20 protein-coding genes are annotated in these 22,127 nt (G+C 39.2%); 10 read left to right on the top strand and 10 right to left on the bottom strand.

The window, feature by feature from the left end; translation table 11 throughout:
* Nucleotides 1–2 precede the first annotated feature (2 nt).
* Both pyrR and rpsA read right to left on the bottom strand, forming a co-directional pair.
* Nucleotides 3–542: a bifunctional pyr operon transcriptional regulator/uracil phosphoribosyltransferase PyrR gene (gene pyrR, locus KO529_RS03490; RefSeq protein WP_085496012.1), complete on the bottom strand. Its 540-nt coding sequence runs from the start codon at nt 540–542 to the stop codon at nt 3–5.
* Nucleotides 543–827: 285 nt separating this feature from the next.
* Nucleotides 828–2,669 (bottom strand): 30S ribosomal protein S1, encoded by a 1,842-nt coding sequence (gene rpsA, locus KO529_RS03485; protein ID WP_215946522.1) that lies wholly within the window; start codon nt 2,667–2,669, stop codon nt 828–830.
* 263 nt (nt 2,670–2,932) lie between these two features.
* On the opposite strand from rpsA, the gene KO529_RS03480 reads away from it, so the two are divergent.
* Entirely contained in the window at nt 2,933–3,310 is a 378-nt protein-coding gene (locus KO529_RS03480) for a LysM peptidoglycan-binding domain-containing protein (RefSeq protein WP_110357789.1), read from the top strand.
* A gap of 92 nt (nt 3,311–3,402) precedes the next feature.
* Here the strand turns inward: KO529_RS03480 and cmk are convergent, their stop codons facing one another.
* Together cmk and lon are read right to left on the bottom strand one after the other, a co-directional pair.
* Nucleotides 3,403–4,095 (bottom strand): (d)CMP kinase, encoded by a 693-nt coding sequence (cmk, locus tag KO529_RS03475; protein WP_215946521.1) that lies wholly within the window; start codon nt 4,093–4,095, stop codon nt 3,403–3,405.
* A gap of 145 nt (nt 4,096–4,240) precedes the next feature.
* The gene (gene lon, locus KO529_RS03470) at nt 4,241–6,691 is read right to left on the bottom strand and encodes an endopeptidase La (protein ID WP_252734292.1); all 2,451 of its coding nucleotides are present in this window, start codon (nt 6,689–6,691) and stop codon (nt 4,241–4,243) included.
* 218 nt (nt 6,692–6,909) lie between these two features.
* Between lon and KO529_RS03465 the strand changes: the two genes are divergently transcribed.
* From KO529_RS03465 to KO529_RS03450, 4 genes are read left to right on the top strand one after another with little or no spacing between them, the layout of a single operon-like run.
* Nucleotides 6,910–7,473 (top strand): RNA polymerase sigma factor, encoded by a 564-nt coding sequence (locus tag KO529_RS03465; RefSeq protein ID WP_215946520.1) that lies wholly within the window; start codon nt 6,910–6,912, stop codon nt 7,471–7,473.
* A complete protein-coding gene (locus tag KO529_RS03460; protein WP_215946519.1) occupies nt 7,463–8,023 on the top strand; it encodes a hypothetical protein in 561 nt (186 codons plus the stop codon). The genes KO529_RS03465 and KO529_RS03460 overlap by 11 nt, the downstream gene beginning before the upstream one ends.
* A complete protein-coding gene (locus KO529_RS03455) occupies nt 8,004–9,095 on the top strand; it encodes a hypothetical protein (protein WP_215946518.1) in 1,092 nt (363 codons plus the stop codon). The genes KO529_RS03460 and KO529_RS03455 overlap by 20 nt, the downstream gene beginning before the upstream one ends.
* 16 nt (nt 9,096–9,111) lie before the next feature.
* Nucleotides 9,112–9,837: a head GIN domain-containing protein gene (locus KO529_RS03450; RefSeq protein WP_215946517.1), complete on the top strand. Its 726-nt coding sequence runs from the start codon at nt 9,112–9,114 to the stop codon at nt 9,835–9,837.
* Nucleotides 9,838–9,859: 22 nt separating this feature from the next.
* Here the strand turns inward: KO529_RS03450 and KO529_RS03445 are convergent, their stop codons facing one another.
* The 4 genes from KO529_RS03445 to glgB form a co-directional block, all read right to left on the bottom strand.
* Nucleotides 9,860–11,188 carry an MFS transporter gene (locus tag KO529_RS03445; protein WP_215946516.1) on the bottom strand — a complete coding sequence of 443 codons (1,329 nt, stop codon included), beginning with the start codon at nt 11,186–11,188 and terminating at the stop codon, nt 9,860–9,862.
* A 74-nt stretch (nt 11,189–11,262) separates the two neighbouring features.
* Nucleotides 11,263–12,072, bottom strand: a complete 810-nt coding sequence (locus KO529_RS03440) for a M48 family metallopeptidase (RefSeq protein WP_215946515.1) — start codon at nt 12,070–12,072, stop codon at nt 11,263–11,265.
* Nucleotides 12,073–12,112: 40 nt separating this feature from the next.
* Entirely contained in the window at nt 12,113–14,512 is a 2,400-nt protein-coding gene (locus tag KO529_RS03435) for a glycoside hydrolase family 31 protein (RefSeq protein ID WP_215946514.1), read from the bottom strand.
* A 98-nt stretch (nt 14,513–14,610) separates the two neighbouring features.
* Nucleotides 14,611–16,506 (bottom strand): 1,4-alpha-glucan branching protein GlgB, encoded by a 1,896-nt coding sequence (gene glgB, locus KO529_RS03430; protein WP_215946513.1) that lies wholly within the window; start codon nt 16,504–16,506, stop codon nt 14,611–14,613.
* A gap of 181 nt (nt 16,507–16,687) precedes the next feature.
* Here glgB and KO529_RS03425 point away from each other — a divergent pair, with 181 nt between their 5' ends.
* From KO529_RS03425 to KO529_RS03410, 4 genes are all read left to right on the top strand, one after another.
* Nucleotides 16,688–17,263, top strand: a complete 576-nt coding sequence (locus KO529_RS03425) for a collagen-like triple helix repeat-containing protein (protein WP_215946512.1) — start codon at nt 16,688–16,690, stop codon at nt 17,261–17,263.
* Nucleotides 17,264–17,426: 163 nt separating this feature from the next.
* Entirely contained in the window at nt 17,427–17,921 is a 495-nt protein-coding gene (msrB, locus tag KO529_RS03420) for a peptide-methionine (R)-S-oxide reductase MsrB (protein WP_215946511.1), read from the top strand.
* 163 nt (nt 17,922–18,084) lie between these two features.
* Nucleotides 18,085–19,476 carry a dihydrolipoyl dehydrogenase gene (gene lpdA, locus KO529_RS03415; RefSeq protein WP_215946510.1) on the top strand — a complete coding sequence of 464 codons (1,392 nt, stop codon included), beginning with the start codon at nt 18,085–18,087 and terminating at the stop codon, nt 19,474–19,476.
* Nucleotides 19,477–19,577: 101 nt separating this feature from the next.
* Entirely contained in the window at nt 19,578–19,877 is a 300-nt protein-coding gene (locus KO529_RS03410; RefSeq protein ID WP_215946509.1) for a DUF3817 domain-containing protein, read from the top strand.
* A gap of 116 nt (nt 19,878–19,993) precedes the next feature.
* Here KO529_RS03410 and aroQ read toward each other — a convergent pair whose 3' ends face one another.
* Both aroQ and KO529_RS03400 read right to left on the bottom strand, forming a co-directional pair.
* Nucleotides 19,994–20,419, bottom strand: a complete 426-nt coding sequence (gene aroQ / locus KO529_RS03405; RefSeq protein WP_215946508.1) for a type II 3-dehydroquinate dehydratase — start codon at nt 20,417–20,419, stop codon at nt 19,994–19,996.
* A 103-nt stretch (nt 20,420–20,522) separates the two neighbouring features.
* Entirely contained in the window at nt 20,523–21,056 is a 534-nt protein-coding gene (locus tag KO529_RS03400) for a hypothetical protein (protein ID WP_215946507.1), read from the bottom strand.
* Nucleotides 21,057–21,215: 159 nt separating this feature from the next.
* Here KO529_RS03400 and xerD point away from each other — a divergent pair, with 159 nt between their 5' ends.
* A complete protein-coding gene (gene xerD / locus KO529_RS03395) occupies nt 21,216–22,127 on the top strand; it encodes a site-specific tyrosine recombinase XerD (protein ID WP_215946506.1) in 912 nt (303 codons plus the stop codon).

Genomic DNA, 22,127 nt, shown 5'->3' with positions numbered 1-22,127 from the left:
ATCTATGTCTTTACTAAATATATTACATCCTCCCCATCATTTTCCTCCCACATTACCTTAACTTTTTCTCCATTTATGGCATCTACTTGCCTCCCCCTATAATTGGGCTGAATGGGCAAATGCCTGCTAAAACGCCGATCGATCAATGTCAACAACTCAATTTCCAACGGCCTTCCAAAAGACTGTATTGCCGTTAAAGCTGCCCTTATGCTTCTGCCTGTATAAAGTACATCATCCACAAAAACTACTTTCTTATCCTCTACAAGAAAATCGATTTTGGTCTTGTTGGCTTCCAAGGTCTTGTCACCTCTCCTAAAATCATCGCGATAAAATGTTATATCCAAGAATCCCAAATCTATATTCTTTACCCCGTAGTCCTCTTTAAGGATCTTGGCAAGGCGTGAAGCCAGAAATATTCCCCTAGGTTGTATCCCTATAAGAACGGTATTTTTAAAATCGAGATGGTTTTCTAATAATTGACAAGCCAGGCGATGCAGGATAATATTTATTTCTTTGGAAGAAAGTAATACTTTTTGACTCATAGATGATTTGGCCAATGCTTTTGAAATACAAAAGTAGGGATTTCTATTTAATATTGTCGCCATAAAGACAAAAGACCGCTAGAGAACAGAAATTAGTATTTTGAACCCCCACGCAATGCCCTGAGAACCCAAGGGTTGCACTTTTTAGACGTCCGAAGCAATCTTAACCCGGGAATTCAACACACCTTCAATTACTAGCCTAAAAGACATCTGAATCCCAAATATTTTACCAATAAAAAAGCCCTGACATATGCCAGGGCTCCTTTATATAAATAATCTAAAAGCTTACTTCTTTTTCTTGTCGTTAGCTTCCATTTTATCTTTCAACGCTTGCAATGCTTCATTGGCATCACCTATGGTAGGCTTAGCTTCATCAGCAGAGGCTGCAGCTTTTTTAACGGCAGCTTTTACATTACGTTGTTCCTCTTCTCTAAAGATAGCGGTATGACTAGCTACAACCCTTTTGAATTCTTTGTTGAACTCAATGATTTTGAACTCGGCCTCTTCACCTTTTACCAATTTCTTGCCATCTTCTTTTTCTAAATGACGTGATGGTACAAAGGCAACGATATCCTCGTTAAAATCGATAGTTGCTCCTTTATCCACTATTTCAGCGATAGTTCCTTTGTGAACTGTATCTAAAGCAAATTCAGTTTCGTACTTATCCCAAGGATTTTCTGTTGTCTGTTTGTGTCCCAAACTTAGTTTACGACCTTCAACATCCAATTCCAATACTTCAACTTCTAAAGTATCACCTACGGTTACAAACTCTGATGGATGCTTAATTTTCTTGGTCCAAGAAAGATCTGAGATGTAGATCAACCCGTCTATTCCTTCTTCCAATTCAACAAACACACCAAAATTGGTGAAATTACGAACAATACCTTTATGCTTAGATCCAACAGGATATTTGCTAGTGATATCAGTCCATGGATCTGGAGTTAATTGCTTAATTCCAAGAGACATTTTACGGTCTTCCCTATCCAAGGTCAATACTACAGCTTCTACCTCGTCACCAACTTTTACGAAATCCTGTGCGGAACGTAAATGTGTAGACCAAGACATTTCAGAAACGTGGATCAATCCTTCAACACCTTCTGCAACTTCGATAAATGCACCGTAGTCAGCTATAACAACTACCTTACCTTTAACTTTGTCTCCAATTTTAATGTCTTCGCTAAGTGCATCCCAAGGATGTTTCTCCAATTGCTTAAGACCTAACTGGATTCTAGATTTGTTCTCATCAAAGTCAAGGATAACAACGTTCAATTTCTGATCCAATTCCACCACTTCATTTGGATGGTTGATTCTGCTCCAAGAAAGATCAGTAATATGTACCAATCCATCAACACCACCAAGATCAATAAAGACACCGTAAGAAGTAATGTTTTTAACAACACCTTCAAGAACCTGTCCTTTTTCCAATTGACCAATGATCTCTTTTTTCTGTTCTTCAATATCAGCCTCGATCAACGCCTTATGCGAAACAACTACGTTTTTGAATTCGTGGTTTATCTTAACCACTTTGAATTCCATAGTTTTGTTTACATACTGATCGTAATCACGGATTGGCTTAACATCTATTTGTGAACCTGGTAAGAATGCCTCAATTCCAAAAACATCCACGATCATACCACCTTTGGTTCTGCATTTTACAAAACCACTAACAATCTCCTCTTTGTCATGGGCCGCATTTACACGATCCCAAGCCATAATAGTTCTTGCCTTTCTGTGTGAAAGCACCAACTGTCCACTTTTATCCTCACGGATATCGATCAACACCTCTACCTTATCACCAACCTTTAGGTCAGGATTGTATCGGAATTCGTTCAGTGAAATAACACCTTCAGATTTGGCATTAATATCAATAATCGCCTCACGTTCTGTAAGGTACACTACTGTTCCCTGTACTACTTCTTCGTCTGCAGTATCTACAAAGTTTTCAGCGACCAAGCTTTCAAATTCCTTTAATTTGGAATCATCAACGCGCTCTATTCCTTGCTCGTACTTGTCCCAATCAAAATTCTCCAAAAACTCTTTTGGATCTTGCGCTTGGGTTTCTACTTTTGTTTCTTGTGTAGCTTCGGTAGTTTCTTCTACCTCAACTGTTGTTTTTTCTTCAGCCATTTGCTGATTATAAATTTGTATTCCATGGGGTTACAAGAGCTAACAATTACCACAGAAGAAGTTATATAGATTTTCTTTTCTTTCCTTTTTCCTCTCGATGCTTTGCTAAAAAAGGAGTGCAAAAATACAACTAAAAAATGGTTTTACAAACCTTAAAATGAGATGAATGACAATTACTTTACTATTTTCCGAAAATTGATGAAAACTATACTTAGAATCCCTATCTTGAGGCCACAAATATTAACCGTTAAAAAAATATAATTATGAGTGTTAAAGCAAAATATCAAGCTGTCTTAAACCTTGGCGAGCAGTTAAAAATAAAGGATGGTGATGTAAGTGAGGAAGCAGGTATTCTAAAAATAAAAGGGCAGGCCGCAACCCAGTACGAGAAAAATCTTTTGTGGGATAAAATAAAAGAATTGGGCGGAGAAAATCCTTCGGATATTAAAGCCAATATTACCGTAGCCGACGAAAGTGTTTATCACAGACACACCGTAAAAAGTGGAGAGTCCCTTAGTAAGATTGCCAAAAAATACTATGGCGACCCTATGAAATACAAGAAAATCTTTGAGGCAAACACTAACATCCTAAAAAATCCGGATGTTATTCACCCAGACCAAGTTTTGGTTATCCCGAACTAGGGGAAGCACAAATTAAATTCGGGCGCAGCCAGGGTTACAAACTTCCTGACTGCGCCCGAATTAATATTCAAGGGATCAATAAAAAGAAATTTCTATTTTCCTTCAATTTTACGGAGAGCAAAATTATATATGCGTTCCAATTGTTCCTTTAAGCCCATATCACTGTTATCAAATTCTATGGCATCATCCGCTTTTCTCAAGGGTGAAAATTCGCGATGGGAGTCAATGTAATCCCTGGTCTGAACGTTCTTCAACACTTCTTTATACGAGACCTTCTCCCCCTTGTCCAAAAGCTCCTTATATCTTCTAAACGCCCTAGTTTCTGGAGAAGCGGTCATAAAAATCTTAAATTCGGCATTGGGAAAGACCACGGTCCCTATATCCCTGCCATCCATAACAACTCCTTTCTTCTTGCCCATTTCCTGTTGCATCCCCACCAATTTCAACCTAACTTTCTCAATGGTGGCAATCTTGCTCACTTGTTGGGAAACCGGCAAGGTCCGAATTTCCTTCTCTACATTCTCCCCATTCAAATACATCTCGGAAAACCCAAGGGATTTATTGTAGACAAATTTAAGATCCACAGTGGGCAGAGCATTGACCAATCCTTCCAGATCGTCTTTTTCACCCCCAATAAAGCCTTGGCGCATAGCAAAAAGTGTTACCGCCCTGTACATGGCCCCGGTATCTACATAAACATAATCCAATGCCTTCGCCAACTGTTTGGCGATAGTACTTTTTCCTGTAGATGAATATCCATCAATTGCAATAGTTATCTTTCCCATGGGTCTAAAAATAGTAAGAATTGCTCAATTGCAGCGTATTGACAAGTGTAAATATTAACATTTTGACAAGGGAAAGCTTCCCGTAAAATACAAAAGCACCCACTTATTAGTAGGTGCTTTTGATCTATTGATAATAAAAATCTCTTTAAAGTTGCTTTGGATTTTTAACGGACTCATCTGTAATGGCAATATCTATTACCTCCTGCATGTCGTTCACATAATGAAAAGTAAGGCCCTTTAAATAATCCTCCTTGATTTCCAAAATATCCTTTCTGTTATCCTCACAAAGTATGATTTCCTTAATTTTCGCCCGCTTTGCAGCCAAAATCTTCTCCTTTATCCCTCCCACAGGAAGTACTTTGCCCCTTAGGGTAATTTCTCCCGTCATGGCCAGACTCTTTTTTATTTTTTTCTGGGTAAACAAGGACACCAAAGAGGTCAACATGGTAATTCCCGCACTGGGTCCGTCTTTTGGCGTAGCCCCTTCCGGAACGTGAATATGCACATTGTATTTATCGAATACTTCTGGATCAATACCATACCTATCCGAATTGGATTTAATATACTCCATAGCTATTGTGGCAGACTCCTTCATCACCGTACCCAAGTTACCTGTAATGGTCAGATTCCCTTTTCCCCTGGACAAAATGGACTCAATGAACAAAATATCACCTCCAACACTGGTCCAGGCCAATCCTGTAACCACACCCGCCACATCATTATTCTCGTATTTATCCCTTTCCATTCGTGCAGGTCCCAAAACCTTTTCAACATCTTCAAAGGAAACCTTTTGGTTGTATTCCTCATCCATTGCAATAGATTTTGCGGCATGCCGTACCATTTTGGCTATTTGTTTTTCCAAAGACCTTACCCCGGATTCCCTGGTATACCCCTCGACAATCTTTTCCAATTGAGGCTTCCCAATTTTCAGATGATTTACACTTAAGCCATGCTCCTTTAACTGCTTTGGCAATAGATGCCTTTTTGCAATTTCCACCTTTTCCTCTATGGTATACCCGGTTACATGTATAATTTCCATCCTATCCCTTAGGGCAGGCTGTATTTCCGCTAAGCTATTGGCCGTAGCAATGAACATTACTTTGGATAGGTCGTAGCCCATTTCCAAAAAGTTATCATGAAACTCATTGTTTTGTTCGGGATCCAATACCTCCAACATAGCCGAGGAAGGATCACCTTGATGGCTATTGGACAGTTTATCTATTTCATCCAAAATAAAAACAGGATTAGACTTACCTGCCTTTTTTAAACTTTGAATAATTCTACCGGGCATGGCTCCTATATAGGTTTTACGGTGCCCACGAATCTCGGCCTCGTCCCTGAGACCACCAAGTGAAATTCGTACATATTCCCTTCCCAATGCCTCGGCCACAGATTTACCCAAGGAGGTTTTACCAACTCCCGGAGGTCCAAATAGGCATAGGATAGGCGATTTCATATCATTCCTCAATTTTAGCACCGCCAAATATTCAATAATCCTTCTTTTTACATCTTCCAGACCATAATGGTCCCTATCCAATATTTTTTGGGCCCTTTTTAAATCGAACTTATCCTTGGAATATTCATTCCAGGGAAGCTCCAAAAACAGATCCAAATAATTACGCTGAATGGAATACTCGGCCACCTGCGGATTCATCCGTTGCATTTTGGCCAATTCCTTCTCAAAGTGCTCGGCAACGGCTTTGCTCCATTTTTTCTTTTTGGCCTTTTTACGCATCTCATCCACTTCCTCTTCATAAGAAAGTCCTCCCAATTCCTCTTGGATGGTTTTCATTTGCTGATGAAGATAATACTCCCGTTGTTGCTGATCCATATCAGTTCGAACCTTTGACTGAATATCATTTTTCAGTTCCAGCTTCTGAAGCTCAATGTTCATATATTTAAGGGTAGCCAATGCACGATCCTGTAAGCTGCCAATCTCCAATAATTCCTGTTTGTCCTTTACGCTCAAGTTGAGATTGGAGGAGACAAAATTTATCAGAAAAGAATCGCTCTGTATATTTTTTATAGCAAAAGAAGCCTCACTGGGGATATTGGGATTGTCCCTAATAATCTGCAATGACAATTCTTTTATAGTATCTATGATTGCCCTAAACTCCTTGTCGTCTCGTGCCGGTCTAACTTCGGTTGTTTCCCTCACGGTAGCGGTGATGTAAGGCTTTTCAGTAAGCACTTCGGCTACTTCAAATCGTTTTTTACCCTGAATGATCACGGTAGTGTTCCCATCGGGCATTTGCAGCACCCTTAAAATTCTCGCCACAGTCCCCAAAGTATTGATATCCTTTACACCGGGATTTTCTGTTTCCTCATCCTTTTGGGCCACCACACCAATAACCTTTGATCCGTTATTGGCATCCTTTATCAATTTAATGGACTTATCCCTTCCTGCTGTAATAGGAATTACCACACCGGGAAACAATACAGTATTACGCAACGGCAATATAGGCAAGGTTTCGGGCAACTTTTCATTGTTAATTTCCTCCTCATCTTCAGGTGTCATCAAGGGTATTAACTCCGCATCCTCATCAATCCCCTGCAATGACATAGTGTCAAATTGTATGTTTTTTGTTTTAGCCATATTCTATTTTCGGTCATTCTGTCATTGTTAGACAGAAAAATAATTTATATTTAATCCTGTGTATACCTTCTTTCCCTATAATAATCAGGAGGTTGAGGATTCTAGCATTTCCTTTTATTTCTATTTGGGCAATTCTTATGCCAACAAGGAAAATCTTTTTATAAATAAACTGTAACATTCCATAAATTACCTCATCTATTAAGCAAACCAATACCTTTTTGAGCCTAGAAAAGAGACATATTGATGAGTTGTTACCATTGTGCTTAAACGGCAACCGGAACGCGCAACTAGAAATTTACAATCGCTATTACAAGGGAATGTACAATGTTTCCTATAGGATTGTAAAAGACAGCGCTATTGCAGAAGATGTAATGCAGGAATCGCTATTAAGCGCATTGACCAAACTGGACCAATTTAAGGGAGAAGTTTCCTTTGGGGCCTGGCTAAAGCGAATCGTGGTCAACAACAGTATTCATCAATATAAAAAAAGGTTAAAACGCCAGGAAGTCGATCTTGGAAATGTAATGTACAAGGTCGAAGATAATGATGGATATGTCCCAGATAATGGAATGATTGAACTAAAGGCTCAAAAAGTGATTGAAACCATGAAGCTGTTAAAAGACAATTACAGAATTTCTTTGACCTTACATTTAATTGAAGGATATGATTACGAAGAAATATGCGAAATAATGAATTTGAGTTATGCCAATTGCAGAACAATGATTTCAAGGGCAAAAGAAAGCCTGAGGCAAAAATTAAATATCGAATACCATGGAAGTTGATCCTATAGAAAAACTGTTTGGGGAATTAAAAGGCTCCTTTGATACAGCAGAACCGGTAGATGGCCACAGACAAAGGTTCTTCACAAAATTAGAAGCCTCGTCTACAGCGGTAGTAAAAACCAAAAGGAAACGTTTCGGATGGAAACCTCTATCCATAGCCGCTGCTGTGCTAATATTATGCTCCCTAGGATTCAATTTCCTATATACATCCCCAAGCGTGCAACAGCAGGTTTCCAAAATTTCCCCGGAAATCACCAACACCGAATACTACTTTGCCAGTGTAATAGAGGATCAGGTAAAAAAAATGCAAAATGAAAGTACACCCGAGACTCAAAAATTGATTGCCGATACCATGATCCAACTTAAGAACTTGGATAGGGATTACAAAAAAATGGAGCAGGATCTATTGGATGGCGGCAATAGCAAACTGATATTAAGTGCCATGATCACCAATTTTCAGACCAGAATAGATCTATTGAATGAAGTGTTGGAGCAAATTGAAGAAATTAAAAATTTTAAAAACTACAAAAATGAAAATATTACGGCTTAGATATATACTCGCCTTGTTATGGCTTGTTCCCATCAGTTCTTTTTCCAACAATGATATGCCTAGAGGTAAATACACCAAGGAAAAAACCATTAAAAAAGAGTACAAAGTAAATCTGGAAGCCTTATTGAAAATCGATAATAGCTATGGAAATTTAAATATAAGCTCTTGGAACCAGGATAGGATAACCATAGAGGTCCATATTAAGACCACTGGGGACAACGAAGATAAGGTACAGCGTAAGCTGGATGAAATTACCGTGGATTTTGAGGGCAACAGCACTATGGTTTCTGCCACTACCATCTTTAACAAGGATAAAAATAGTTGGGGATGGAATTGGGGCAGCAGCAATAATGTAAATATGCAAGTAAACTATACGGTTAAAATCCCCATAAAGAACAGTGTTAATCTTAGTAACGACTATGGTAGTATTATTTTGGACAGAATAGACGGCCACGCCAAAATTAATTGCGACTATGGACGATTGGAAATTGGGGAACTACACGGGAGAAGCAACCAATTATCCTTCGATTATACCTCCAAATCTACCATTGGTTATATAAATAGCGGCAAAATCAATGCCGATTATTCCGGCTTTACCATTGAAAAGGCAGGGAATCTGGATATTGTTGCCGACTACACCAACGCCACGGTCCAAACAATGGAAGACCTGTCCTATGTTTGCGATTATGGCAAATTGGAAATCGGGCAGGCCAGAAATATTCAGGGCAATGGTGATTATATAAATGTAAGCTTGGGAACAATACATGGCAACGTGGATATAAAATCGAGCTACGGGTCAGTGAAAATTGATGAGATGGCAGCTGATGCCAAAAACCTTCGGATAAACACGGATTACACCGGCATAAAAATAGGGTACTCCCCAGCTTATCATTTCGATTTTGAAATCGACACAAAATATGCAGGGGTAAGTGGAAAGGATGAATTCGAAATAAACATTAGCAACGAAAAATCCCACCAAAAATACTTTAAAGGCTATTACGGAAGTCAAAACAGTGGCAATCTAATGACTATTACAAGTGAATACGGCGGGATTTCATTTAATAAAAAATAACTTTAAACAGATAAAGATGAAACACATAACAACCACCCTACTCAGTCTATTTATCCTTGGTAGCATTAGCGCCCAAAGAAACAATAAAATAAGAGGAAACGGTAATCAGGTTACCATCGAGAGAACCACAAAGCACTACGATCAAATTGCAATTTCAGGATTCTTCGATATTGATTTGGTAGAAGGCAAGGAAGGTTTGCTCACGTTAGTGGGAGAACAAAATATATTGGACCATATTACAACCGAAGTTAATGGGAATAAATTAACCATTAAAGTCAAAAACGGATATAACCTAAATCCGTCTTCTTGGAGAAAAGGGGTTTCCATAACCATTCCTGTAGAAAGCATAAGTGCCTTGAGTTTATCTGGCTCTGGGGATATTGTTAGTAAAAAGACCTTAAAAGCCGATTTTTTTGAAACCACAATATCGGGCTCAGGAGACATTTCCCTAGCACTCGAGGTAAAATCCTTGAAAGCAAGTATGTCCGGTTCCGGGGATATGGTATTAAGTGGAAAAACAACCGATTTAGATGTATCTATCTCAGGATCTGGGAATATCAATGCCTATGACCTAAGTGCCGACCATGTGGATGCCACTGTTTCGGGTTCGGCAAATGTAAAGGTAACCGCTAATAAGGAAATAAACGCAAAAGTATCTGGTTCGGGCGATATAGATTATCGGGGCAATCCTGAAAAAATTAATACTAAGGTTTCAGGATCTGGAGACATAACCATGCAATAAATGAAAATACTACCTTAAGAACTTATATTCCCCTGGCCCTATTTACCCTGGTCAGAAGAAATGCGCCTGCCATAAAAAACAATCCAAGCAAAATAATGGCGTATCGCATACTTCCAAAATATTGGGCCGCAAAACCATATAAGAAAGTGCCTATAACAATTCCTATCTTTTCCGCTACATCATAAAAACTAAAAAAAGATGCAGTATCTGTGGTTTCTGGTAAAAATTTGGAATAGGTGGACCTAGAAAGCGCCTGAATCCCACCCATAACGATACCCACACACCCTGCTGCTATATAAAAATCGATAGGCGTAATCAAAAAATAAGCATAAATGCAAATCAATACCCAAAGTATATTCACCACAATAAGTGTCCCAATATTGCCGAAGGTTTTGGATGCCTTGGCGGTAAGCGTTGCCCCAGCAATGGCAACAAGCTGAATAAGAAGGATACTAACAATCAATCCTGTTGTTCTTTCGGAATCCGAATTCCATTGAATCTCCTCTTCCCCAAAATAAGTTGCAATCAACATAACGGTCTGTACAGCCATGCTATAGATAAAAAAGGCGGCCAAATATCGTTTCAATTTTAATTGCCCTGCCATTTGATGCCATACATTCTTTAGCTCTCTAAAACCATTAAGTATTATATGTTGCCTAACCCCTTCCCTTTTAAACCCTTTGGGAAGAAAATAAAAACTATACTGGGAAAATCCTATCCACCAAAGGCCTACCGTTAGAAATGAATACCTCATCGCCTTTATTTCCGCGATTCCGCCAGCGTCAGTTTCGATTCCAAAGAGATTGGGTTTCATGACCATTGCCAAATTAAAAAGCAGCAAAATAACACTTCCAATATAGCCAAGAGAAAAACCTTTTGCACTAATTCTATCCTGTTGTTCTGGAAAAGCAATATCTGGCAGGTATGAGTTACTAAAGGCAAAACTTACCCAAAACCCCACCAATCCAAAAAAATAACAAAGCAGACTGAAGTAAATATTTTCCAAGGAAAACCAATATAATCCTATACAGGACAATGCCCCCAAGTAACAAAACAACTTCATAAAGAGCCTTTTGTTCCCCAAATAGTCTGCAATACCGGATAAAATAGGTGTTATAAGGGCTATAAACAAAAACGCAGCCGAGGTAACATAGCTTATTAGGGGTGCCCTCGCAATTTCCCCACCAAAGACAACGACCTTCTCTATTCCGGCCACCCGGAACAGGGCCCCATAAAAAATGGGAAATATAGCAGATGAAATTACAAGGCTATAAACAGAATTTGCCCAATCATAAAATGCCCAAGCGTTTAATAATTTTTTACTGCCCTTTATAGGAAAGATTCTAGTCATTTATAAAAAAAGCTGCTCCTATAAGAGCAGCTTTCCAATTATAATTAGTACTTAATTTTTTATTTTACCTATCACTATTGAAAAGTAGTAATGCCAAATTTAGCCGCTTCTTTTTTGGCCAAAGGTGCCCATTCCGTAAGGTTGGCAATACGGGTTTCGTTGGAAGGGTGGGTACTTAGAAACTCTGGCGGTGCACTACCTCCACTATTGGCCTGCATTCTCTTCCAAAGTTCTGCAGCTTCATCTGGATTATAACCCGCAATGGCCATAATCTGCAAACCAATTCTATCGGCTTCTGTCTCATGACTTCTACTAAAAGGAAGCATTACCCCAACCTGGGAACCAATTCCATAAGCTTGATTGAATATGTTCCTTTTTTGCTCATCCTGTATCACCACATTGCCAGCCACAGCCCCCAATTGCTGCAAGGTGCCGGCGCTCATCCGTTGCGCTCCATGGTCCGCCAAGGCGTGCGCCACCTCATGGCCCATTACCACTGCCACTCCGGTCTCCCCTTGACATATAGGCAGGATCCCGGTATAAAAAACAATTTTACCACCCGGCATACACCAAGCGTTCACTGTTTCATCATTCACCAAATTATATTCCCATTTGTAATCCTTGAGGTAACCTGGATAACCATTGGCTGCTAACCAACGTTCGGCAGCCGCTGCAATACGCTGACCTGTTTTTGTTATCATTTTTGCATCGTCTGTACCGGTAATTACCTTGTTCTCTCCAAGAAATTGGTCATATTGAGCAAAAGCTGTTGGAAAAATTTGACTATTCGGGTAAAAGTTCAAAACCTTTTGCCCTGTAAAAGGATTGGTCTTACAGGCCGCAACCCCTAAAAAGACCATTATTATTAAAACTATTTTTTTCATCTTAAGATTAAATATTTATTCACCGAAAATTACAAAAAATTTAGGCACCAATAATGTGTAACAAAGTAAAATCCTTGCTGATATGAATATTGTTGTTCCCATTTAACTTAACATCCTTCAAATCCACAAACTCATTATCTATTTGTATTTTCTTAATTTTGAAGGGCAAGCCATGAAGATTCATTTTTAAGGTTGTATAGGATGTTATAAAACTTCCGTCCTTAAACTGCTGTATAAGCAGTTCGTTTGCTTTTCCCTTTAAATTAAAATTTCTAAGACTGTACCTGCCTTTTTTGTAATCATAACCGTCCTGGCCATCCTCGTAGACTGTTGAAGTTTCAACACCATTTTTAAAGTATACATCCAAAACCAATTCTTTTATTTCCAGTTCACCAACATATTGTTGAACGGGGTATTTCGGAATCATGGCTCCTTCTTTAATAAAGATCGGAATTTTATCCAAACCTGCTACCACCCATTTCTCCATACCACCAACTACGGCTTCATTGGTCCAATAATTGTACCAAGTACCTCTGGGCAGGTACATCCTTCTACCTTGGGCATTGGGTTCATGAACCGGGCATATCAAGATTTGCTCCCCAAAAATAAATTCATCGGTCCTAAAATGCGTCTGATGATCTTCTTGATCAAAATGCACCAATGGTTTCAACATGGGCACTCCTTCTTTGGAATACCGGTAGAACATAGTATACAAATATGGCAATAGTTGATAGCGCAATTCAATAAATTTGCGCACAATATTGGTTACTTCGTCATCAAAGGACCATGGCTCCTGATCGCCGTGATCACCACTGGAATGCACCCTACAGAAAGGGTGGAAAACTCCCAATTGAATCCATCTGGCAAACAGCTCGCCATTGGGTTGTTCCGCAAAACCCCCAATATCCGAACCTACGAACGAATAGCCGCTCATACACATGCGTTGCGCCTGTACATTCGCAATCCATAAATGTTCCCATGTGGCAATATTATCGCCGGTCCATGTAGAAGAAAACCTTTGGGTCCCCGCGAATGCCGCCCTGGTAATTACAAAGGGCCGCTTTGGATATACGTACTTTTTAATGCCCTCATAGGTAGCACGAACCATCTGCATTCCATATACATTGTGGGCTTTTCTGTGCGAACAAGGATGTCCATCATAATCATGACGGGTATCCAAAGGTGCCGTCTTGGTGGGAACCTCCATAACTGCTGGTTCGTTCATATCGTTCCAAACCGCATGGACACCAATTTCCGACATCATTTCCTTATACAGTTCAGCCCACCACTCCCTAACCTTGGGATTGGTAAAATCCGGAAAATTACATTCCCCGGGCCACACCTTACCTTTCATGAACGCACCATCGGCCCGTTTGCAGAAATAATCATTTTCAATGGCCTCTTGATATACCCAATAATCCTTATCTATCTTTATGCCCGGATCTATCATTACAACCGTTTTAAATCCCTTTTCCTCCAAATCCGAAATCATTTTTTTCGGATTCGGAAAACGCGATTTATCCCAAGTAAAACACCTAAATCCGTCCATATAATCAATGTCCAAATAAATGGCATCACAAGGAATCTTCATTTTTCGAAAATTCTTGGCTATTGCCCTAACATTACTTTCCGGATAGTAGCTCCATTTGGATTGATGGTAACCCATAGCCCACATTGGCGGCAACTCTGGCGTCCCTGTTAAATTGGTGTAGGCTTTGACTACTTGGCTCATTTGTGGACCGTAGATGAAATAATAATTCATCTCTCCCCCATCTGCCCAAAAACTGGTTACATTTCTGCGCTCATGCGCAAAATCGAAATTTGTTTTAAACGTATTGTCAAAGAAAATCCCATAGGACTTATTATTGTGCAAGCCTATAAAAAAAGGAATCGCCTTGTACAAAGGATCTTGATCCTTTCCATAGGCGTATTGGTCCGTTACCCAATTACTTACTCGTTTGCCCTTAAGGTTGGAATGTGTTGCTTTATCTCCCAAACCGTAGAAACTCTCGGCATTTTGGGTAATCTTGCTCATTTTTACAGAATTCCCCCCAAACTCATAGTTCTCTTCCCAATGAAAACCAAGCTCATCCTCATTAATGATATTGCCATCAAGATCCGAAATCTGGGTCCTCAGGGTCTTTTTATCTACAAGTACCTTTAGTTTGGCGGTATATACCAAATATTCTGTTGGAGTCTCCTCTACCTTAAGGTGATTAAACCCAACACTAACATTTTCGCTGATGGCATAAGAAAAATCGGGCTCAAAAATATTTTCGGTAGCATATCTAAATCTCAATATACTGTCCCGCAAAATTGTCATCTCCAAAATGACACCGTTTGAGGTGGTAAAATACAATTTATCCGTATCCCTGTGAAATTCAACAATTGTATTGGGGTATAAATTGCCTTTGTATTCAAGTTCAGTATTAGTGATCATGGGTGGTTAAATTTGCGAATACAAAAAAAGTACATTCATGTGAATTAAAGAAATGATATGCGGTGCAATTATATTCAGTAACATTATAATTCCTAAAATCACTTAAAAACGACTATTCCAAGTGGTGGAATGTTGATTTCCACAGACTTATCATATCCATGCCAAGCGGTTTTACCAATTTTCAATGTGCCGTTTTTCATTCCTGTACCGCCATATTTGGTATCATCACTATTGAAAATTTCCTTTAATTGCCCCGTTTTAGAAATTCCCATTCTATATTTTTCCCTTGGAACCGGGGTAAAATTACAGGCTACATAGATATTTTGCTTAGGGTCATTTCCTTTTCTAATATAGGTAAGCACGGAATTTTGATGGTCCCCGTAATCTATCCATTGAAAACCCTCCGGACTAAATTGTTTCTCATACAGGGCAGGATATTCCTGATATAACTTGTTCAAGTCTTTCACCAATTTTTGAATTCCACTATGGAAGTCATATTGTAGAAGATGCCAATCCAAACTTTTTTGAAAATTCCATTCGGAAGATTGCCCAAATTCCCCGCCCATGAAAATTAAATTGGTCCCGGGATGGGTATACATATACCCAAAAAGTAATCTTAAATTGGCAAAACGCTGCCATTCATCTCCGGGCATCCTATACAATAGGGACTGTTTACCATAAACCACTTCATCATGGGAAAAGGGCAACATAAAATTCTCTGTAAAGGCATAGGTTGCACTAAAGGTCAAATCGTTTTGATGGTGCTTCCTATAAATGGGTTCTTTTTTAAAATACTCCAAGGTATCGTGCATCCATCCCATCATCCATTTCATTCCAAAACCAAGGCCTCCCATACTCACTGGTTTGGATACCATTGAAAAGGAGGTAGATTCTTCCGCAATCATCTGTATTCCCTCAAAATTGGAATAAACGGTTTCATTAAGTTCCCTTATAAATGAAATTGCCTCCAAATTCTCATTATTACCATATATATTGGGTTCCCACTGACCCTCATCCCTGGAATAATCCAAATATAGCATAGATGCCACCGCGTCTACACGCAGTGCATCGGCATGGAATTGATCTAACCAAAACATGGCATTACTGATCAAAAATGCCCTTACCTCATTTCTACCGTAATTAAATATCAAGCTCTTCCAGTCCGGGTGATAGCCTCTTCTACTATCGGGATGCTCATAAAGATGGGAGCCGTCAAAAAATCCCAAACCGTGCGCATCTTCCGGAAAATGCGATGGTACCCAATCCAAGATAACCCCAATTCCATTTTGGTGCAATGCATCTACCAACAATTTAAACCCTTCAGGTTTTCCGAATCTCGAGGTAGGGGCAAAATAACCCGTTAATTGATATCCCCATGATGGATCATATGGATACTCCATAATGGGCATAAACTCCACATGGGTAAAATTCATCTCCTTAACATATTTCACCAAATCTTCGGCCAATTCCGAATAGGTCAAATAATCATTATTGGATTTTCGCTTCCAAGATCCCAAATGCACTTCATAAACAGCGAATGGTTTATCCAGGGCATTTTTTTCCTTTCTGGACTTCATCCAGGTATTGTCTCCCCATTGGTGTTTATCTTCCCAAACTATAGATGCCGTCATAGGTGGGTGTTCACAGCTTCGGGCAAAGGGGTCTGCCTTTTCGGTTACCACTCCGTGATTGGTAGAATGAACAATATATTTGTACAAAGTACCCTTTCCCAAATCGGGAACGAACCCCTCCCAGATACCGCTACCGTCCCAGCGAACATACAGTTGATGGTCTGCTTCGTACCAACTATTAAAATCGCCCACCACAGAAACGGAACGCGCAGAAGGCGCCCAAACGGCAAAATAAGTGCCTTTTACCCCGTTGACTTCAATAAGGTGGGATCCCAACTTTTCATATAATTTGAAATGTTTGCCCGCCTTAAATAGATCAATGTCAAAATCTGTAAATAAACTATGGGATACTACTTTGGTCATGATTACGTTATTTAGTGCACAGTTAAGACAACTTTGTTCTGTAACTTGAATATAAGAACAAAATGTTTTCTCTAAAACCTAACTTTGCAAGTATAGATATAAAAAATGGAACGCTTTTTGAAACTACAATAAAAATACAATAACATTTTATAGATATTGATTAATCCCTAAAATAATTATTATGAAAAAAGTTACCCTAGTACTCGGCGCATTTATTGCTTTATTTTTTATCTCCTGTGAAGGACCTGCAGGACCTCCAGGCTATGATGGTTTTGATGGAGCGGACGGACAGGACGGAGAGGATGGCATTCAAGGACAAGTATTTGAAGTAGACAATATTGACTTCAGTTATAATGCTGCAGGAGACATCTATTCCTACGTTATTACATTTTCTGATTTTACAAGTTTCCCTGTTTACGAATCTGATGCAGTTTTGGTATACCGATTTGATGGTTCCATTGATTATCAAGACAATACAACAGCCGACGCATGGAGCCTGATACCGCAAAATTTCTTTGTACCTCAAGGAACCATACAATATTCCAATACCCATACATTTATAGACGTTGAGCTTTTTATTGACGGAAATTTTGACCTTTCCAATTTAGATACCGGATTTACGGACAATCAATTGTTCAGAATTGTTATCCTACCAAGCCAATATGCTGAATCAAAATTGGATAAATCCAATATTAATGCCGTAATGAGAACTATAGGAGTTGAAAACAAAGACGTTAAGCGATTTACATTGGACTAAAATTAGCTCTAAAATTTTAATGGCCCTTATTTCCTTCAAGAAATAAGGGCTATTTTTATACATTAAAACCGAAAATCAAGAATTGACGCAGATCAAGGAATGAAAGGAAGCTACCCTCATTTCGTCTAAATGTTAGGAAGCACAAAAAAAAATAAAATACGCTATGAAAAAAATAATATTCGCACTTTGTGTAATGTTTATTGGATGCAAGGGAACCTCTCAGGAAAAGGAAGTATCCAAAATAGATTCTAAAAAAAAGGAGCAATTTAAAGTCACCAAAACAGAAGCCGAGTGGCGTAAACAATTAACGGACATGCAGTTTTATGTGCTGCGAAAGGCAGGTACCGAAAACCCTGGGTCAAGCGAATTACTGCATAACAAACAAAAAGGTGTTTATACCTGTGCCGCCTGTGGAACCGAGCTTTTCAAAAGCGACCACAAGTTCGATTCCGGAACGGGATGGCCTAGTTTTGACAGGGAGATAAAAGGAAATGTTGCCTTTGATGTGGATTACGATTTAGGATATGCCAGAAAAGAAGAACACTGTGCAACCTGCGGTGGCCACTTAGGTCATGTTTTTAACGATGGACCTAAAAAAACTACTGGCGAGAGACATTGCATAAACGGGGCGGCCTTGAACTTTGTACCGGAAAAATAAGGTCCATCCACAATTCCATAAACTAAACAATCCTTTAGGCTGGCCAGTACATACATACGGGCCAGCCTTATTTATTCCAATTAATTTAAAATGGCCTCTGTGTGGATTCAGTATGGTTTTGTAACTTTGCGACTTCATAATTTATTTATCAAAAAAAATATAAATGAGCAATTTCGATATTATTGTATTAGGTAGTGGTCCTGGAGGTTATGTAGCCGCAATCAGAGCCTCTCAATTGGGATTTAAGACTGCCATTATAGAAAAAGAAAGTCTTGGTGGCGTTTGTTTAAATTGGGGATGTATCCCTACCAAAGCATTATTGAAATCCGCTCAGGTTTTCGAATATTTGCTTCATGCAGCCGATTACGGACTAAAGGCCGAAGGTGTGGACAAAGACTTTAATGCGGTGGTCAAAAGAAGTAGGAACGTTGCGGAAGGTATGAGTAAAGGCGTTCAATTTTTGATGAAAAAAAATAAGATTGAAGTCATTCAAGGTTATGGAACCTTAAAACCAGGCAAAAAGGTAAGTGTAAAGTCGGATGACGGTAAAGAGACCGAGTATTCGGCCAATAACATTATTATTGCTACAGGTGCACGTAGTAGGGAACTACCTAGTTTACCACAGGACGGCAAAAAAATTATAGGCTACCGTGAGGCTATGTCCTTGGACAAACAGCCAAAAAAAATGCTTGTAGTGGGCAGTGGAGCCATAGGCATCGAATTTGCCTATTTCTACAATGCAATGGGTACAGAGGTAACCGTAGTGGAGTTTTTACCAAATGTAGTACCGGTAGAGGACGAAGAAATTTCCAAACAATTGGAACGTAGCCTTAAAAAGACCGGAATAAAAATTATGACCTCCTCCGAGGTAACCAAGGTAGACACTTCTGGAACTGGGGTGAAAGCAACCGTAAAAACTAGTAAAGGGGAAGAAATCCTAGAGGCCGATATTGTATTGTCTGCCGTGGGTATCAAGACCAATATCGAAAATATTGGTTTGGAAAATGTTGGAATTGCAACGGATAGGGATAAAATTTTGGTAAACGATTATTACCAGACCAATATTCCTGGATACTTCGCCATTGGTGATGTAACTCCAGGACAGGCCTTGGCCCATGTTGCCTCGGCAGAAGGAATACTTTGTGTGGAGAAAATTGCGGATATGCATGTGGAGCCCTTGGATTATGGTAATATCCCAGGATGTACCTACTGCTCTCCTGAAATAGCATCGGTTGGACTTACCGAAAAACAGGCCATTGAAAAGGGATATGAAATAAAAGTTGGTAAATTCCCATTTTCAGCTAGTGGAAAAGCCAGTGCTTCCGGTAACAAAGACGGTTTTGTGAAAGTAATTTTCGATGCCAAATACGGCGAATGGTTAGGATGCCACATGATCGGCGCAGGAGTTACGGACATGATTGCCGAAGCTGTAGTGGCCCGTAAATTGGAGACTACAGGCCATGAGATCCTAAAAGCTGTGCATCCACACCCTACCATGAGCGAAGCGGTAATGGAAGCTGTTGCACATGCGTACGGGGAAGTAATACATATATAAATTTATACTAAAGGCATAGTCCTTTAACAATTTAGCCCCGTTAGACCCAAAGCCTGACGGGGCTAAAAAATAATTAGATCAAGAACATTACCGAAAAAGATATGTTGAAGATATTTAGCTTGACTGCAATTCTCGAAGGTATTTCCTATTTACTGCTTTTTGGTATTGGAATGCCTTTAAAATACATGGCCCAAATACCAGAACCCAACATCTATATTGGGTATGCCCATGGATTCCTTTTTATGGCCTATGTGGTCCTGGCAATCGTGGTCTGCATAGAAAAAAAGTGGGACCTAAAGATGTTTGCCATCCTATTTATTGCTTCCCTTGTTCCTTTTGGTACTTTTTATGTTGACAAGAAGTATCTAAAGCCGCAAATGGCTATAAATAGTGGGCAGTAGGTAGTTGACAGTATTAAGTAAGCAGTTTTCAGTAGGCATAACTGTACGTCCCTGATATTGTACAATTACTGTAATCAACTTAAATGGCTATTATTTTCTTCACCCAGTCTACAACCTTAGACTTTATTCAAAAAGCTTTGAATGGCCAGGTCGTAACTTTTTAACCCAAAGCCTAAAATAACCCCTTTGGCCGCTGGGGAAATATAGGAGGTATGTCTAAACTCCTCCCTCCCAAAAGTATTGCTAATATGCACCTCTACCACCGGAGTGGTAATTCCTTTTATAGCATCGCCAATACCTATGGACGTATGGGTATATGCACCGGCATTCAGGATAATACCTTCATATCCTTCAAAACCGCATTCGTGTAATTTATTAATGATTTCACCCTCTATATTGGACTGATAATATTCCAATTGCACCTCCTTGAACTTGAATTGCAAAGTGGCAAAATACTCCTCAAAAGTGGTTTTTCCGTAAACCTCGGGCTCGCGTTTGCCCAAAAGGTTAAGGTTTGGTCCGTTGACAATGATAATCTTCATGGGATAAATGTAAGAAATTGTAATTCATAAAAAAAGTGGAAGCAAATTCTTGATTCCACTTTTAAATACTTTACTTAAAGAGTCAAATTTACTGAAGTTCAAACTAGAAATGTAAGGCGAACCCTATTCTAAATTCCAAGATCCCTTCCTCCGTAAAATCTTTATTTAAACTTAAATTATATCGCAAACCTGGCTCTACACTAACAAAATCATTTAAGAAAATGGCATAACCACCTTGAATACCAAGCCATAAAGGATTTTCATCCAAATCTTTTATACTCGCGCCCGTAAAGTCCAGTTGAACAGGAATGGAACTATTTATATAATACTTGGCTCCCAACTTATAAGAAAAAGAATTGCTTCCATCTGTGTCGGCATAACCTAATCCAACCTTCACAGCCAGATCATCCCCAACAAAGTAACCTCCCTCAGCACCGATAGACCAAATAGTGGTGCCGTCAATAGAAACCAAACCGAAACTTGTATTTGCGGTATGTCCAACACCTAAACCTCCTCCACCGAAACCGGTATTGGCCTCAATAAGATATTTTCCTTTGGCAGTTGGGGTTCCGTCCTGGGCCTTTGCCTGAAACACTGCACCTACAGCAAACATTGCTACTAATAAAACTTTTTTCATAATTGGATTATATTATTATTAATTAATATGCCGCCAAACTTAGTTGAGTATATCCCTTCAATAAAATGAAAGTTGTGAAAAGAAGAATATTGGATACCACGGAACAGTTAATGTATATGAATACTATTCGAACCCAAAAAAGTGCTTTATATTTAGCCTATGAAATGGAATCAAGCCCTTCAGGATTTTCAACATTACCTAAATTTGGAACGTGGTCTATCAAAGAATTCCATAAGTAACTATGTTTTGGATGTTGAGAAATTAATTTTATTTCTTGAATCCCATGAAATCGTAGAAAACCCTTTAAATATTGATAAAAAAACCATTCAACAATTCATTTACGAACTGGCAAAAAATGTAAACCCAAGATCCCAGGCAAGGATAATATCGGGATTAAAAAGCTTTTTTAATTACTTGGTTTTCGAAGATTATCGCCAAGACAACCCAATGGAGTTGATAGAATCCCCCAAAGTTGGCCGTAAACTCCCCGATACCCTTTCCGAGGAGGAGATTAATGCGCTAATTGGGGCCATAGACCTTTCCAAACCGGAAGGAGAGCGCAATAGGGCCATTTTGGAAACACTTTACGGCTGTGGGCTAAGGGTTTCAGAGTTGTTGGACTTAAAACTATCGGACCTTTATTTTGAAGAGGATTTTATCAAGGTTACCGGAAAAGGTGACAAGCAACGTTTTGTTCCCATTAGTGAAATCAACAAAAAATATATAAACATATATAGGAAGGAAATTCGTGTACACATGGCCATTAAAAAAGGTGCTGAAGATATCTTATTTTTAAACCGTCGAGGGAACAAATTGACCCGTGCCATGATCTTTACCATTATAAAACAACTTGCACAGGAAATAGGGCTACAAAAAACTATAAGCCCCCACACTTTTCGGCATTCTTTCGCTACCCACTTATTGCAGAATGGGGCAGATTTGAGGGCCATTCAACAAATGCTCGGCCATGAGAGCATTACTACTACGGAAGTTTATATGCATGTAGATCGTTCACATTTGGCCGAAGTAATGAATAAATACCATCCAAGAAAAAGCGGAATAACCGATTAG

Source organism: Arenibacter algicola, assembly GCF_018860365.1.
GTDB lineage: Bacteria > Bacteroidota > Bacteroidia > Flavobacteriales > Flavobacteriaceae > Arenibacter > Arenibacter algicola_B.
The sequence above is the reverse complement of the archived record's forward strand: the minus strand, read 5'-3'. Positions and strand labels throughout refer to the sequence as shown.